Annotated in this window: 12 protein-coding genes; 7 read left to right on the plus strand and 5 right to left on the minus strand. The window is 65.4% G+C overall.

Features of this window, described 5'->3' with window-relative positions; translation table 11 throughout:
- Positions 1-151 precede the first annotated feature (151 nt).
- Complete coding sequence (locus tag AC5RU3_RS02180; RefSeq protein WP_493964756.1) at positions 152-949, minus strand: ABC transporter ATP-binding protein; 798 nt, start codon at positions 947-949, stop codon at positions 152-154.
- Positions 946-4128, minus strand: a complete 3183-nt coding sequence (locus AC5RU3_RS02185) for an ABC transporter permease (RefSeq protein ID WP_493964757.1) — start codon at positions 4126-4128, stop codon at positions 946-948. The genes AC5RU3_RS02180 and AC5RU3_RS02185 overlap by 4 nt, the downstream gene beginning before the upstream one ends.
- A gap of 314 nt (positions 4129-4442) precedes the next feature.
- Here AC5RU3_RS02185 and rplM point away from each other — a divergent pair, with 314 nt between their 5' ends.
- The 3 genes from rplM (at position 4443) to glmM (ending at position 6888) form a co-directional block, all read left to right on the plus strand.
- A complete protein-coding gene (rplM, locus tag AC5RU3_RS02190) occupies positions 4443-4886 on the plus strand; it encodes a 50S ribosomal protein L13 (RefSeq protein ID WP_458115437.1) in 444 nt (147 codons plus the stop codon).
- A 39-nt stretch (positions 4887-4925) separates the two neighbouring features.
- Positions 4926-5423: a 30S ribosomal protein S9 gene (rpsI, locus tag AC5RU3_RS02195; protein WP_458115436.1), complete on the plus strand. Its 498-nt coding sequence runs from the start codon at positions 4926-4928 to the stop codon at positions 5421-5423.
- A 112-nt stretch (positions 5424-5535) separates the two neighbouring features.
- On the plus strand, positions 5536-6888 hold the full coding sequence (gene glmM / locus AC5RU3_RS02200) for a phosphoglucosamine mutase (protein ID WP_493964758.1): 1353 nt from the start codon (positions 5536-5538) through the stop codon (positions 6886-6888).
- Between the two features lie 58 nt (positions 6889-6946).
- On the opposite strand, the gene mscL is transcribed toward glmM, so the two are convergent.
- The 3 genes from mscL to coaA form a co-directional block, all read right to left on the minus strand.
- Positions 6947-7342, minus strand: a complete 396-nt coding sequence (mscL, locus tag AC5RU3_RS02205) for a large conductance mechanosensitive channel protein MscL (protein ID WP_458115434.1) — start codon at positions 7340-7342, stop codon at positions 6947-6949.
- A 94-nt stretch (positions 7343-7436) separates the two neighbouring features.
- Complete coding sequence (locus AC5RU3_RS02210) at positions 7437-8330, minus strand: M15 family metallopeptidase (RefSeq protein WP_493964759.1); 894 nt, start codon at positions 8328-8330, stop codon at positions 7437-7439.
- Positions 8331-8365: 35 nt separating this feature from the next.
- On the minus strand, positions 8366-9346 hold the full coding sequence (coaA, locus tag AC5RU3_RS02215; RefSeq protein ID WP_375164463.1) for a type I pantothenate kinase: 981 nt from the start codon (positions 9344-9346) through the stop codon (positions 8366-8368).
- Between the two features lie 123 nt (positions 9347-9469).
- On the opposite strand from coaA, the gene glmS reads away from it, so the two are divergent.
- The 4 genes from glmS to glgX all read left to right on the plus strand — a co-directional run bounded on the left by glmS (position 9470) and on the right by glgX (position 15610).
- The gene (gene glmS, locus AC5RU3_RS02220) at positions 9470-11392 is read left to right on the plus strand and encodes a glutamine--fructose-6-phosphate transaminase (isomerizing) (RefSeq protein ID WP_309072615.1); all 1923 of its coding nucleotides are present in this window, start codon (positions 9470-9472) and stop codon (positions 11390-11392) included.
- Positions 11393-11400: 8 nt separating this feature from the next.
- Positions 11401-11772: a holo-ACP synthase gene (locus AC5RU3_RS02225; protein ID WP_309072614.1), complete on the plus strand. Its 372-nt coding sequence runs from the start codon at positions 11401-11403 to the stop codon at positions 11770-11772.
- A 10-nt stretch (positions 11773-11782) separates the two neighbouring features.
- On the plus strand, positions 11783-13312 hold the full coding sequence (locus tag AC5RU3_RS02230; RefSeq protein WP_493964760.1) for an NAD(P)H-hydrate epimerase: 1530 nt from the start codon (positions 11783-11785) through the stop codon (positions 13310-13312).
- Between the two features lie 111 nt (positions 13313-13423).
- A complete protein-coding gene (glgX, locus tag AC5RU3_RS02235) occupies positions 13424-15610 on the plus strand; it encodes a glycogen debranching protein GlgX (RefSeq protein WP_493964761.1) in 2187 nt (728 codons plus the stop codon).
- Positions 15611-15628: the final 18 nt, after the last annotated feature.

The following is a 15628-nucleotide window of genomic DNA, read 5'->3' on the forward strand; positions in this document are numbered from 1 at the left end:
ATTTCTCCTGTACGAGTGGGTGGCTGGCCGTTCACCAGCTCTGCCAAAAAAGTAACAGTGAGAATCCCCCAAAACTCCAAGATTGAACCAATCCTGCGCGAACCCTATCCGTGTTCCCTTTTCCTGCGCTTTTCCTTGAGCTTTTCCTGCGCTAGGACCCGGTAATTCCGCGTCGTCGGGCGGTCATTTCCGCCGGGACCTCAAGCATTGTCGTCGCCTTTTCCAGCTGCTCGGGAATCATCGAATCACCGTTGGAGGAAGCACCGACTATACACCCGTCATGCAATTCAAGAACGTGATCGGCACGCTGCATGAGCAGCGAATTATCCGTAGCCACAATGGCAGGAATCTGATGATTTCGCACGAGGTCGCTCATGAAATCAATCAATGACGACGCGGCCGCGCTATCGACCTGCCTCGTTGGCTCGTCAGCGACCAGGGCCTTCGGCCGGTTCGCCAGGGCGCGGGCTAACCTCACACGCCGCTGTTGGTCCTCTGATAGTGCCACCGGACGTTCATGTCGGTGCTCCGCGAGCCCCACGAGTTCCAGCACTTCCTCGACGCGTACACGGCGTTCGGTGGGCGGCATTCCCACAAGCCGCATCGGCACCTCGACGTTCTCCGCAACGGTGAGGAATGGAATCAACCCAACCGACCGGAACAAGACCCCGATGTGTGTCTGCCGCAGCGCCACGCGGTCTGACTCACGCATCGCCGTCAGCTCAAGATCACCGATGAAGACACTCCCGCTGTCTGGCTCCTCGAGGCCAGCCACGCAGTTCAACAGCGCCATCGCACCCGGCCCTGGAGACCCCTTGACAACCAGCAGCTCACCCGGCTGGACCGAGAACGAAACGTCCCGGAGGGCCTCGACGGCGTCCTCGTCAGAGCCGACCGTCTTGCTCAGCTTCACGACCTTGACGGCCGGCGTCGTCTTCTGTATTTTCACCGCGCCGCCCCCTCAAGCTGCTGTCCAGCCCGCACATCATCCGCCTCGACGGTCCTCGACTGCCCCTTCACGCGGTCACCATAGATCCACGCAGCCAGCACTAGGATCAGGACCTGGGCTACCAGCACAGCTAGCAGCGGCCCGACGTCGATGGACATCGGCGTCCGCAACGCCGCCGAAGCACCCACCACTGACGCCCGCGCAAGTAGGGGCACCGTCAGAGCTGCCACTCCCAGCCCCGCCAGCAACCCCAGCACGATGGCGGCTCCGCCGACGCTGAGCACCTCCCACCGGCGCCCGCGCACCTGGTCCCGTGCGTGCATCCCAAGCGCTCGCAGGATGGCCACCTCGGGCCGGCGTGAACACAAGACGTTCACGAGGCCAGCCCCGATCGCAACGCCACCCACGAGTAGCGCACCAACCACGCCAATCCACAGGACGGTCCCGGTGGGGGAGAGGAACCGGCCGATGAGGCTGTCATCGGCGGTAGACACCGAGGCGCTTGTGGCGGAGAGCTCAGCGACAGCGGAGGCCGTTGAGTCCCAGTCCTGCGACGCGAGCCAGATCTCACCGGGCCGCGGTGGTGCCGGCGAGCTCGCCAGCGATGCGTAACTGTAGGCCTCAAGATCGGCGAGGACGGCCGCGCTCTCGGTAGTCCCGGGAAGCATCGGCGAAACAGCCGCTACAACGCCTTCTGTTTGAACCTCATTGATACTGAGCGTCACCGAGTCGCCCACGGCAAGACCAAGGTCCGCGACAAGCTCGCTCGTGACCGCTACCGGCAGCGGCGTGACGTCCTGACCCCTCACCATCAAGCGGGCCCTGGCGGTCTCCGCATCAGCATCCTCCCCCGGGAACCGAATGCCGATGCCCTCTTCGACGGGCTCAACGCCGGCTTGCGCAGCACCGAAAGCGTCGGGAGCCAGCCCCAACGTCGAGTCCTCGGTGAAGCGCCCCTGGCCGGTCCCGATCCCACCATCGCTCGAAACGCTGGTGACCTCCAGCTCATACCCGCGCGCGACCTCGGAAGGCTCCAACGCCACATCAATCGCCATGACTGCTGCAGGCCGCAACCCCTCAGGGAGCCCAAACGAGAGCGAGTGCACCTGATCGCCCGCACCGGACAGCACAAGAGTGCCCGCCGGGACAGGCACAAGGTTCCCCGCCTCGCTGCGGACCCACACAGTGACGGAGGCAGAGCGAGAGGTTGCGCCGTCGTCGTTTGCCGTTTGCTCCGAAGTGCCGCGGGAGGTGAACTGCATCCGGACCGTCGTCGCCGACGGAGTCAGTGCGAGTGCAGGCTCGGGAACAGGCGGCTCGAACGCCAATGCGGTGGTGAGCTCCTCGATGTCGACAAGGTTTGCCCCATCGGACAGCAGCCCAGGCAACGAGGCAGTGTCGACCGCGAGCAGGGGAGCGGCGGTTGACGCCAGCTGAACTTCACCGCGGTAAGCGAGAGAGGCCGCGGTCACCGACTCCGCGCCGGCATAGGGCGCGAGCTCGGGAACGTCCTCCGTTGAGCCGATCACCGATGGCCCGGAAAGAGCGACGCGCACATCGGACCCATTATTCAACTGGGAAGCTGCCTGCTGGGACCGGCTCGTGGTCTCCGCGTACGCGGCAGTGAACACGGCAGTGCCCACCGTGACCGCGACCAGCGCAACCGGAACGGCAGAGGACCCGAACCGACGCGATACCTGCCGCGCGGCCAGCGTGAACCCCAGCGTCGCGCGGGATTCGCTCCTCGACTCAACCACACGGGCGAGCCCCCACGCGACCACCATCGCCACCGCCGCCCCGAACACCAGCAGCAGAGCAGGCGCCGGAACAGCGAGCGGATTCAAGCCCAGGATGCCGTCTGCCTCGAGCATTGGGGATCCGTTCACCAGCAACTGCCACAGCGAGAGCCCGGTGACGGCCACCAACAGGGCCAGCGCACCGAGGAACAGGATCCGCACAGTCCGTGGGCTGATCGAGGATCTGCGCTCGCGGGACACCTCAACTCCGACGATCAACGGCACTGCAAAGCCTGCACACAGCAGCGGGACAGCCCAGCTCGCCGAAGCGAAATCGGTCAATCCCTCCCTATAAGAGGTCTCGCTACCCGTTGAAAGCAACGGACCCAGAACGACGGCGGCGGCCCACCCGAGCAGGCACCCCACCAGCACAGGCGGCGTAACCTCCATGGCGCGTTGCGTCAAGGGCCGACCTTTGCGCAAGCGGGCCTCGGAAAGCAGCCGCGCAAACTGCACCACCGTGACCACGCCCACCGCACTCAGCAGGACGAGCGCAACAGGAAGTACCGCCCGCACGACTTGTGTCGCGTCGGCGGCGTCAGTGAGCAAGCCGGCCAGGTCCCCGGACGAAACGGCCCCGCCCTTATTGACGGCCGGGTCGTCGGTCATACGCTCTGGAAGGCTCCGCAAACCCTCCGCAAGCCGGGACAGCTCCGCGGCGGAAGCGGCATTCGAGTCCACCGTGAAGACCCACTGCAGCTTCGGCTCGCCGGTAAGCGTCGGGATGACTTCCGGAGGCACGACGACGGCGACCGGCGCCGAGTCCACTCCCTCCGCCGGCACGGGGGCGAGGAATGCGGCATCCGGGCCGTTGGGATTGAGGGTTGCAACCAGTTCCAGCCGGACGGTTCCCTGGGCACCTTCGACAGCGAAGGTGTCACCGGCAGCCAGGCCGAGGGAGTCCGCGGTTGAGGCCGCCATCGCCGCCGGAACGGGACCGGACCTGCTTATAGGTGCACCGTCCGGGGTGAGGTTTTCGAGGGAGCCGGCCACCGGCGTCGTCGTCGGTGCCCAACCGACCGGCTGGAAAGTGAGGTCGGCGGGGAGATTGGTGGCGCTGCCGCCGGAAGGAACAAGGGGGAGCGGTGCGGAGAACGGTGCGGTCGAGATCTGCAGACCATTGGTAAGGCCAAGCTCCGCGAAAACTGAATCTGCCCCCGTGCGCTGCGCACCGGCGTCGTCGGCCACGGTGGTGGAGACCCGGAAGTAGCCCTGAGAGCCCGGCGCGGTGGCGAGCGACCGCAAAGCCTCGGTTGCCGCAAGCTGCGCGTACCCGGTGATGCCGGCCAGAACGGCGGTCAGGAGGGCGAGCGTCAACGCTAGAATGGCGAGGAGGCTCCGGCGGGAACCGGCACGACGCGAAGCACGATGGACTAGCTTCACCTCACGCCCTTCCCCCTAGATGACCTCAGAACATCCTATGTGTTGGTCGGGCCTACCCTGTTTTGACCCGAGGGTCACGTCCGCGCTAACCTTGGAAGTCGTTGTGCGTGTCCCATCTCGATACGTCCATGTCCGCGTACGGCTCAGTTGCAGAGCTACCTGGTCGCGGAAATGGCCGAGAACCCAGGGATCACCGGTGTTTATTCAGCCCTCACCTGAAGTTCCGGTAACGCATGCATCAGCTGCGTTGGCATCTGGAGCTCACGCTCCCGTAAGTCAGCGTCACCGTAGAACAAGAAACGAAGGCAAAAACCGTGCGTACGTACACCCCGAAGCCCGGCGACATCAACCGCCAGTGGCACGTCATTGACGCCACCGACGTTGTCCTAGGCCGTCTTGCCAGCCAGACCGCAACACTGCTGCGCGGAAAGCACAAGCCGACCTTTGCCCCCCATATGGATATGGGCGACTTCGTCATCATCATCAACGCTGAGAAGGTTGCCCTCACCGGCGCCAAGCTCGAACAGAAGCGTGCCTACCGCCACTCCGGTTTCCCGGGTGGTCTGAAGTCCGTCACCTACGCAGAGCTGCTGGAGAAGAACCCGGTTCGCGCTGTGGAGAAGGCCATCAAGGGCATGCTCCCCAAGACCTCCCTGGCTGCCCAGCAGATGGGCAAGCTGAAGGTGTACCGCGGTGCGGAGCACCCGCACGCGGCCCAGAAGCCCCAGACTTTCGAAATCACCCAGGTCGCTCAGTAGTCCTGGCCACCACAGACTAAGAATCACTCAAGGAGAACCGTGGCTCAGAACACTGAAGAGCTGAACGAACCTACCGAGGAGCTCACCAGCTACACCTCGGAATCCGCACCCGCTTCGGACACCCCGGCCAAGGAGCGCCCCGCGCTCACCGTCGGCGGCGCCGCTGTAGGCCGTCGCAAGGAAGCCGTTGCACGCGTTCGCGTTGTGCCCGGCAGCGGCAAGTGGATTGTCAACGGCCGCGAACTGGCCGACTACTTCCCGAACAAGCTGCACCAGCAGGAAGTCAACGATCCGTTCAAGCTCCTCGAGCTCGACGGCGCGTACGACGTCATTGCACGCATCCACGGCGGTGGCCCTTCCGGCCAGGCCGGTGCGCTGCGCCTCGGTGTTGCCCGCGCGCTCAACGAAATTGACCGCGAAAACAACCGCCCCGCCCTCAAGAAGGCAGGCTTCCTGACCCGTGACGCCCGCGTCATCGAGCGTAAGAAGGCTGGTCTCAAGAAGGCACGCAAGGCGCCTCAGTATTCCAAGCGCTAAATCTTGCTCCACCCGTTACGCCCGCTCGGCAATCGCCGGGCGGGCGTAACGCTTTAACGCGTTCTTTGCCCCAGCGCGGGTCCGCAACATCTCTGACTTAGGATGGACCACGATGAGTAGATTATTTGGGACCGATGGCGTCCGCGGTCAAGCGAACGGCCTCCTCACCGCAGAACTCGCTTTGCAGCTAGCCCAGGCGGCGGCAGTAGTCCTCGGGCACGAACAGTCCGACGGCAGGCGGCCCACAGCCGTCATCGCACGCGATCCCCGCATCAGCGGTGACTTCATCGCGGCTGCGGTCGAGGCCGGGCTGGCGAGTGCCGGCGTCGACGTGTATGACGCCGGTGTGCTCCCGACGCCCGCTGCTGCCTTCCTCGTTGCCGACCTCAAGGCCGACTTCGGCGTCATGATTTCCGCCTCCCACAATCCGGCGCCGGATAACGGCATCAAGTTCCTGGCACGCGGAGGCAAGAAGCTCGACGACGCCCTTGAGGACGCCATCGAAGCCGCACTCAGCACGCCCGCGCACCGCCCGGTGGGGCCCGACGTCGGCCGTATCCAGCGCTTCGCCGACGCTGAGGACCGCTACGTGGTTCACCTCCTGCAGTCCCTCCCGCACCGCCTCGACGGGCTCAAGGTTGTGCTCGACTGCGCCAACGGCGCCGCAAGCGGATGCTCCCCGCAGGTGTTCTCAGACGCGGGAGCGGAAATCGTCGTCATTGGAGCTGATCCCGACGGCAACAACATCAACGACGGCTGCGGTTCCACCCACCTCGAGAAGCTCCAGGCAGCTGTCCTGGAGCACGGCGCGCACCTGGGCATTGCCCACGACGGTGACGCTGACCGTTGCCTCGCGGTGGACCACGAGGGCACCGTCGTGGACGGCGACCAGATCATGGCCATCATGGCCGTGGCCCTGAACTCCGCGGGCCGGCTGAAGGACAGCACGCTCGTTGCCACGGTGATGAGCAACCTGGGACTGAAGCTTGCCCTCCGCGATGCGGGCATCAGCATGCGGGAGACCGCCGTCGGTGACCGCTATGTGCTCGAGGGGATGCGCGACGGCGGCTACAGCCTCGGCGGTGAACAGTCCGGACACGTGATCTTCGCCGACTACGCGACCACGGGAGACGGTGTTCTTACCGGTCTTCAGCTCGCCGCTCAGGTCGCGAAGACCGGGCGGAGCCTGAAGGAACTGGCCACGATCATGACCAAGCTGCCGCAGGTGCTGATCAACGTCAAGGGCGTCGACAAGTCGAGCGTCAACAGAAATGATGAGGTCCAGCGCGCTGTTCGCGAAGCTCAGGAATCACTCGGCGAGACGGGCCGCGTCCTGCTCCGTCCTTCCGGTACCGAACCCGTGGTCCGGGTGATGGTAGAAGCGGCCGACATGGCCACCGCCGAAAGCACTGCGGCAACCCTGGCCGGAATCGTGCAGAACCAGCTCGCGCTCGAGCCTGCCTAGACACTGCTAATCACCTGAGGACCGGAGGTGAACTCCGGTCCTCAGGTGTGTCTCTGGGTCAGGCGCGCTGGCGAAGGCTGTCGCGGATCTCCGTCAGGAGGGCAACCTGGGGATCCACCTCCGCCTTGACGTCCTCTTCGAGCTCCAGCTTGCGGTCGCGCCGCCTGAAGAGCTTGTTCATCGGCAGGACGATCAGGAAGTAGACGGCGGCCGCAATGAGCAGGAAATTGACGATGGCGGTGAGGAAGACCCCGAACAGGATCTCGTTGCCGTTGATGGTCACCTTCGCGAAATCGTCGAAGTTCGGTGAGCCCACCAGCGCTGAGATCAGGGGCATGAGGACGCTCTCCACGAGGGCGTTGACCACTGCGCTGAAAGCCGCACCGATTACCACGGCAACCGCCAGGTCGATGACGTTGCCCTTCATGATGAATTCCTTGAAACCGTTGATCATGGGTTTCACGCTACGGGATGTTCTGTCCGGATCCGGTGAGGCGGCCCGACGCCGCCAGGGCCACACAAGACTTCCTGGGGAACAGTAACCGGAATCAGTAACCGGGGGCGGCAGGGAGGCCGAAGTACTCTTCGAGGGTGGCGGCGCCGTCGTTCCGCATCGCTTCGGCGACGTCCACGCCCACATGCCGGTAATGCCAGGCCTCGCCGGAGAATCCGGTGACAGCTTCCGCCCCGGCCGGGTACCTCAGGATGAAGCCGAACCGGTGCGCATTGGCGGCCATCCACTGCCCGGCCGCGGTGTCCGCGAAGCACGGGGCCAGGGTGCACGCGCCGTCGGACTGCCCGACGTCGAACGCGAGCCCCGTCTGATGCTCGGAGAATCCGGCCCGCGCTGAGATACGGTCTGCGGCATCGGTGTTGCCGCCGTTCTGGGCTACCCAGTGGGCGTAGGTGGACACCTGGTCCTGATAGGAGCGGTACCCGCTGACCAGGGTGAGGCCGACGCCGTCGTTCGCCGCAGCCTCGAAGAGGTCCTCGACTGCTGCTGCGGTCTCGCCGCGCAGCAGTGCATTCGGTTCCTGCACCGCGAGCGGCACCGACGGCAGCACGAGCCCGGACGGGAAGTAATCAACGGGGTTCAACGGCCGGCGCTTATTGACCACTACGGTCAGCGACGACGGGTCGCTGTACTCGGCCGGCTCGGGACGGGGCGCAGCAGCGGATGACCGGGCTGCACTCGGCACGGCAGTCGGCGAGGCAGTCGGCACGGCCTGCGGAGCGGCAGTGGAAGGCGCGGCTGCAGGGGAGTCAGCGGGCTCGGGTGCGCGCTGGGCCGGAGCCGGAATGGTCCCGGGAGTGAGGGTGGCGGCAGGGCTGGGAGGTGCGGTTGTCGCTGGAGCCGTTTGCGCCGCCGTCGTTGTGGCCTCGACGGTAGGGGCAGGCGTACCGCAGCCTGACAGCGCGACGAGCAGCACCGCCGTCGTCACCCACACAGGGGAGGAGCGGTGCCGCGTGGGCGCCGTCAGGTTTTTCGTAGCAGCATTCTTCGGATCGAGTGGTCGGCTTCCTTGGTGAGGACCAGGGTGGCGCGGCCGCGGGTGGGAAGGACATTGGCCATAAGGTTTGGTTCGTTGATGCGGTGCCAGATGCCGAGTGCGGTTTCGCGTGCCTCTTCATCCGTGAGGGAGGCGTACCGGTGGAAGTAGGACTCCGGGTTCGCGAAGGCACCGCTGCGCAGCGACTGGAAACGCTGGACGTACCACTCCTCAATATAGGAGGTTTTGGCGTCCACATAGATGGAAAAGTCGAAGAAATCGCTGAGCGCAAGGCCGGAGCGTCCATCGGAGCGGGTGCGTGCGGGCGCGAGAACGTTCAGTCCTTCGACGATCAGCACATCCGGCCGCCGGACCACCACTTCCCGCCCCGGAACGATGTTGTACGTCAGGTGCGAGTACCAGGGAGCCCGGACCTCTTCGGCCCCGCTTTTGACCTCGCTGACAAAGCGCAGCAGACGACGACGGTCGTAGGACTCCGGGAAGCCCTTCCGCTGCATCAGGCCGCGGCGTTCCAGTTCCTCGTTCGGGTACAGGAATCCGTCCGTCGTCACCAGTTCCACATTCGGCGTGCCCGGCCACCGGCGCAGGAGCTCGCGGAGCACACGGGCTGTCGTGGATTTGCCGACAGCCACCGAGCCGGCCACCCCGATCACGAACGGCGTCCGGGTGGTGGTCTCGCCAAGGAACGTGTTGGTCGCGGCATGCAGCTCACCGGCAGCAGCAACATAGAGGGAGAGCAACCGGGACAGGGGGAGGTAGACCTCGCGCACCTCATCGAGGTTGAGTGCGTCCCCGAGGCCGCGCAGCCGCCTGATGTCCTCCAGGTTCAGTGGGGACTCGATCTCATTGGACAGGCGAGCCCACGTCTGCCGTTCGAGTTCGACGTACGGTGTGACACCAGCGTCCACCGTTGCCGTGGGCCCGATTCCGGACGATTGCTCACTCACCCTAGGAATTCTGCCCCCTGGTCTGGACATTAACAAACGGGTGGACGGCGCACGCGGTGTGGCTCACCTCACCGCGTGCGACCGCGACAGGGGAAAGGGCGCGCGGCAGGTAGGCTTAAGCCCATGTGTGGAATCGTAGGATACGTAGGCCGCAACAGCGGCGCATCCCTGAACAGCGCGGTAATTGACGACGTCGATTCAAACGGCAGCCACGGCGCCCTTGACGTTGTCATGGAAGGCCTGCGCCGGCTCGAATACCGCGGCTATGACTCCGCGGGTGTGGCTGTGCTGACCGAGAACGGCATCCAGTCACGCAAGAAGTCGGGCAAGCTCACCAACCTGGTCGCCGAGCTGGAGGCCGAACCCCTTCCGGATTCACTCACCGGAATCGGTCACACCCGCTGGGCCACGCACGGCGGGCCCACGGACCAGAACGCCCACCCCCACCTCGCTGACGACGGCAAGCTCGCCCTCATCCACAATGGCATCATCGAGAACTTCGCCGAACTGAAGGTCGAACTCCTCGACGCCGGCGCAACGTTCATCTCCGACACCGACACCGAAGTGGCAGCGGTTCTGCTGGGCAGCATTTACCGCCGCCTTGCCGAAGCCGGCACCGAGGACACACTGACCAAAGCCATGCAGGAAGCCTGCCAGCGCCTCGAGGGTGCCTTCACCCTGCTGGCAATCCATCAGGACGCGCCCGACGTCGTCGTTGCCGCCCGCCGCAACTCACCTCTCGTTGTGGGCCTCGGCGACGGCGAGAACTTCCTCGGCTCCGACGTCTCAGGGTTCATTGACTTCACCCGCCGTGCAGTTGAGCTGGGCCAGGACCAGGTCGTCACCATCACTCCCGAAGACGTCACCATCACCGATTTCTTCGGTGCGCCCGCCGAAGGCAAGGAGTTCCACGTCGACTGGGACGCCGCTGCAGCGGAAAAGGGCGGCTACGACTCCTTCATGGAGAAGGAAATCAACGACCAGCCCGACGCCGTTGGCCAGACCCTGCTGGGCCGCACCGACGCCAAGGGCAACCTGGTGCTGGATGAGCTCCGCATCGACGAGTCGATCCTGCGCTCGGTCGACAAGATCGTTGTCCTCGCCTGCGGTACCTCCGCGTACGCCGGCCAGGTCGCCAAGTACGCCATCGAGCACTGGTGCCGCATCCCCACCGAGATCGAGCTCTCCCACGAGTTCCGTTACCGGGACCCGATCGTCAATGAGAAGACGCTCGTGGTTGCCATCTCCCAGTCCGGCGAAACGATGGACACCCTGATGGCCGTCCGCTACGCCCGGGAACAGGGCGCCAAGGTGATCGCCATCTGTAACACCAACGGCTCCACCATCCCGCGCGAATCCGACGCCGTCCTGTACACGCACGCCGGTCCGGAGATCGCGGTCGCATCGACCAAGGCGTTCCTCGCGCAGATCACCGCTGCCTACCTGCTGGGCCTCTACCTGGCCCAGCTGCGCGGCAACAAGTTCCGCGACGAGATCAACCGCATCATGGGTGACCTCAGTGAGATGCCCGCCAAGATTCAGCAGGTTCTCGACAACGCGGACGACGTCAAGAAGCTCGGCCGGGAGATGTCCGATGCCAAGTCGGTGCTATTCCTCGGCCGCCACGTCGGCTTCCCCGTGGCCATGGAAGGGGCGCTCAAGCTCAAGGAGCTCGCCTACATCCACGCTGAAGGGTTCGCTGCGGGTGAGCTCAAGCACGGCCCCATCGCACTGATCGAAGAGGGCCAGCCGGTCGTCGTCGTCCTGCCGTCTCCACGTGGCCGCGACTCCCTGCACTCCAAGGTGGTCTCCAACATTCAGGAGATCCGCGCCCGCGGTGCCATCACCATCGTGATCGCGGAGGAGGGGGACGACTCGGTGGAGGCGTTCTCCGAGCACGTCATCCACGTCCCGCAGACCTCGACGCTGCTCGCGCCGCTGCTCACCACCGTTCCGCTGCAGATCTTCGCGCTGGAGCTGGCTTCCGCCAAGGGCTACGACGTGGACCAGCCCCGCAACCTCGCGAAGTCCGTCACGGTCGAGTAGGCAGCCCGATGATCATCGGCATCGGCGTCGACGTGGTGGACGTAGCCCGGTTCGAGCGCCAGCTTGAGCGGACCCCCGGGCTGCGTGACCGCCTGTTCGTCGGCGCGGAACGCGAGCTCAACATCCGATCCCTCGCGGCGCGCTTCGCCGCCAAGGAAGCGGTAGCCAAGGCGCTGGGTGCTCCCGCCGGGATGAACTGGCAGGACTGCTGGATCGGTCTTGACGCCAACGGCAGCCCCACCGTCCAGGTTTCAGGCACCGTGCAGGCCGTGGCTGAGAAGCGCGGCGTGCAGCGTTGGCACCTGTCGCTCAGTCACGACGGCGGTGTCGCAACCGCCATGGTGGTGGCCGAAGGGGAATATCCGGACACCACCCGCTAGGATTCTAAGCATGCTTAGTGCTTATGCCGGGAGTTCGGTCCGGGCAGCGGAATCCCCGCTGCTCGAGGCCGGCCTCGGCGACGAGCTCATGCAGCGTGCAGCGCACGGCCTCGCACAGGCCTGTGCAGCGGAACTCCAGGCGACGGGCCGCACCTACGGACGCTCCGTCGTCGTACTGGTGGGCAGCGGCAACAACGGTGGCGACGCGCTCTACGCCGGCGCCCGACTTCACCGCCGCGGAGCAGGCACGACGGCAGTGCTCACCTCCGAACGGGTGCACACTGACGCGCTGGCTGCGTTCCGCGCTGCCGGGGGTCGGGTTGAGCGGCTCACCGAAACCACCATTGACCGCATCGCCGGACCCACCACCAGAGCGGACCTCGTTCTTGACGGCATCCTCGGCACCGGCGGTGTCGGCGGACTCCGCGGCACAGCGGCGCAGTTGGTCGCCAGGGTGAACTCGCAGGGAACAACTGGACGGGTAGTCGCCTGCGACGTACCAAGCGGCGTCAACGCCGACACCGGTGAAGCCGCAGGTGAGGTACTTGCTGCGGATCTCACCGTGACCTTCGGGGGCCTGAAGTCGGGCCTGCTCGTCGGGGCCGGCGCACGGTTGGCCGGACGGGTCACGACCATCGACATCGGACTCAGCGGCACTCTTCCTGCACCCGGCACCTATTCGCTGGAACCGGACGACTTCAGCCACTTCTACTCCCAGCCGCAGCCGGCGGATCACAAGTACAGCCGCGGCGTCCTCGGTATCGCCGCAGGGTCCGCCATGTACCCGGGCGCCGCTGTCCTGGCCACGGGCGCTGCGCTGGCCACCGGCGTCGGAATGATTCGTTTTCTCGGGCCCGCCCCGGTGACCACGCTCATCAACACCGTCCACCCGGAAGTGGTGTGCTCGCAGGGCGCAGTCCCCGAATCCCACGTTCAGGCGTGGCTCGTCGGGCCGGGCGCCACGGAAGACCCCGGCCAACGCCAGCGGGCCCGGGATGCCGTCGCGTTCGGACTGCCCACCGTCGTGGATGCCGGTGCCCTTCCGCTGCTGCCGAAGACGGTCGGGAACCACGTGATCCTTACACCCCATGCGGGTGAACTGGCGGCGCTGTTCCAGCGTCGCGGGGAGCCGGTGGAGCGCACCGCGATCGAAGCCGAACCGGCCCGATTCGCCGTCCGGGCGGCGGAAATCACCGGCGCCACCGTGCTGCTCAAGGGCTACACCACTGTGGTCGCCGCACCGACCGGCGAGGTCTTCAGCCAGGCCAACGCAACCCCCTGGCTCGCCACCGCCGGTTCCGGCGACACCCTTGCCGGAATCCTGGGCGCACTGGTCGCCACCAACGCCTCAAACGACGACGCCGGGGCCGCCCTGGGATTGTCACCGGACGCACGCTGGGCTGGGTTGGCCGCGGCAGCAGCGATGCTGCACGGGCTGGCAGGGCAGCGGGCAGCCAAACGCGGTCCCGTTGTGGTGAGCGATCTGCCCCGCCACATCGGCCGAACGATCCGCGACCTGCTGCACCCCGACCCGCCGTAACCTCGGCATGCCCGTAACGCACGTTCACCAAAATGTCAGATCCCTGCGCTATGAAAAGATGCAGGACAAGCGCCCGAGGATGTCGGAGCGCACATCGAGCAAGGAGCACACATGGAGCTATGGCCAGGAGATGCCTACCCGCTGGGGGCGACCTATGACGGCACCGGCACCAACTTCGCCCTCTTCAGTGAAGTAGCAGAAAAAGTGGAGCTGTGCCTGATTGATGATGACGGCACCGAAACCCGCATCGAACTCAAGGAAGTCGACGGCTACGTCTGGCACGGCTACCTTCCGCACGTAGTGCCGGGACAGAAGTACGGCTACCGCGTGCACGGTCCCTACAACCCGGCCGAAGGCCACCGCTGCAACCCGAACAAGCTGCTGCTCGACCCGTACGCCAAGGCGATCCATGGCGAGTACGACTGGGATCAAACCCTGTTCAGCTACAACTTCGGCGATGAGAACTCCGTCAACAATGACGATTCCGCCGCTCACACCATGCTCGGCGTGGTGATCAATCCGTTCTTCGACTGGGACGGCGACCGCCGGCCAAAGATCCCCTACCACCAGTCGGTCATCTATGAAGCCCACGTCAAGGGTCTGACGCAGTTGCACCCTGACGTGCCGGAGGAACAGCGCGGCACCTACGCGGGCATTGCACACCCCTCGGTCATCGCACACCTGCAGAAACTCGGAGTCACCGCCATCGAACTGATGCCGGTGCACCAGTTCGTCAACGACAGCACCTTGCAGGACAAAGGCCTGTCCAACTACTGGGGCTACAACACCATCGGCTTCTTCGCCCCGCATAACGCCTACGGCTCCACCGGGGACACAGGGGAGCAGGTCCAGGAGTTCAAGGCGATGGTGCGGGAACTACACCTCGCGGGCATCGAGGTAATCCTCGACGTCGTCTACAACCACACGGCCGAGGGCAACCACATGGGGCCCACCCTCTCCATGCGTGGGATCGACAACGCCGCGTACTACCGGCTCGTGGAGGACGACAAGCAGTACTACATGGACACCACGGGCACCGGTAACTCCCTGAACGTAGGCCACCCGCACGCCCTGCAGTTGCTGATGGATTCCCTGCGCTACTGGGTGACCGAGATGCACGTTGACGGCTTCCGCTTCGACCTTGCATCCGCGCTGGCCCGCGAGTTCTACGAAGTGGACCGCCTCTCGGCGTTCTTCGAACTGGTCCAGCAGGATCCGGTGGTTTCGCAGGTCAAGCTCATCGCCGAGCCCTGGGATGTTGGCCCTGGCGGCTACCAGGTCGGCAATTTCCCTCCCCAGTGGACGGAGTGGAACGGCAAGTACCGCGACACTGTCCGCGACTTCTGGCGCGGAGAACCCTCGAGCATCGGCGAGTTCGCCGCACGCCTGACCGGTTCCGCCGACCTCTACGAGCATTCGGCACGCCGCCCGGTGGCCTCCATCAACTTTGTCACGGCACACGACGGCTTCACGTTGCGGGACCTCGTCTCCTACAACGAGAAGCACAACGAGGCCAACGGCGAAGACAACAACGACGGCGAAACCCACAACCGCTCCTGGAACTGCGGCGTGGAGGGGCCTACCGACGACCCCGAGGTTCAGTCCCTCAGGGCGCGCCAGCAGCGCAACTTCATCGCCACGCTCCTGCTCTCACAGGGCGTGCCGATGCTCGCCCATGGCGATGAGCTGGGCCGTACCCAGGACGGCAACAACAACACCTACTGCCAGGACTCCGAGCTGTCATGGGTGCACTGGGACAAGCTGGACCAGCCACTGCTGGAATTTACTGCCGCCGTGAACAGGCTGCGCTCCGAGCACCCGACCTTCCGCCGTCGTCGCTTCTTCGACGGGCGGCCGGTCCGCCGCGGTGAGGGCGAGGCACTGCCGGACATCGTCTGGCTGGACACTGCCGGGGAGCTCATGGCGCCCGAGGACTGGAACGCCGGATTCGGCCGGTCCATCGGTGTCTTCCTGAACGGGCAGGGCATCCGCGGCCGCGATCAGCGCGGCCAGCGCATCACCGACCTGAACTTCCTGCTGTACTTCAACGCCAATGACGAGCCCGTGACCTTTACCGTCCCGTCCGAAGAGTACGGGCCCATGTGGGACGAGGTCATCGACACCGCCGGTGTGTACGCGGACTCCGATCCCATTGCTGCCGGGAACCAGGTCACCGTCGAGGCAAAGTCCATGGTCGTGCTGCGTGCACACGAGGAGGTCGAGGAACCGGATCACTCCGTCGCAGCATCGTTGGCCATCCTCGCCAACGAGCACACATCGCGCGCGGGTTCGGCCTGATCCGTTCACCGGCAGGCA

This window comes from Arthrobacter sp. MDB1-55 (assembly GCF_059092925.1).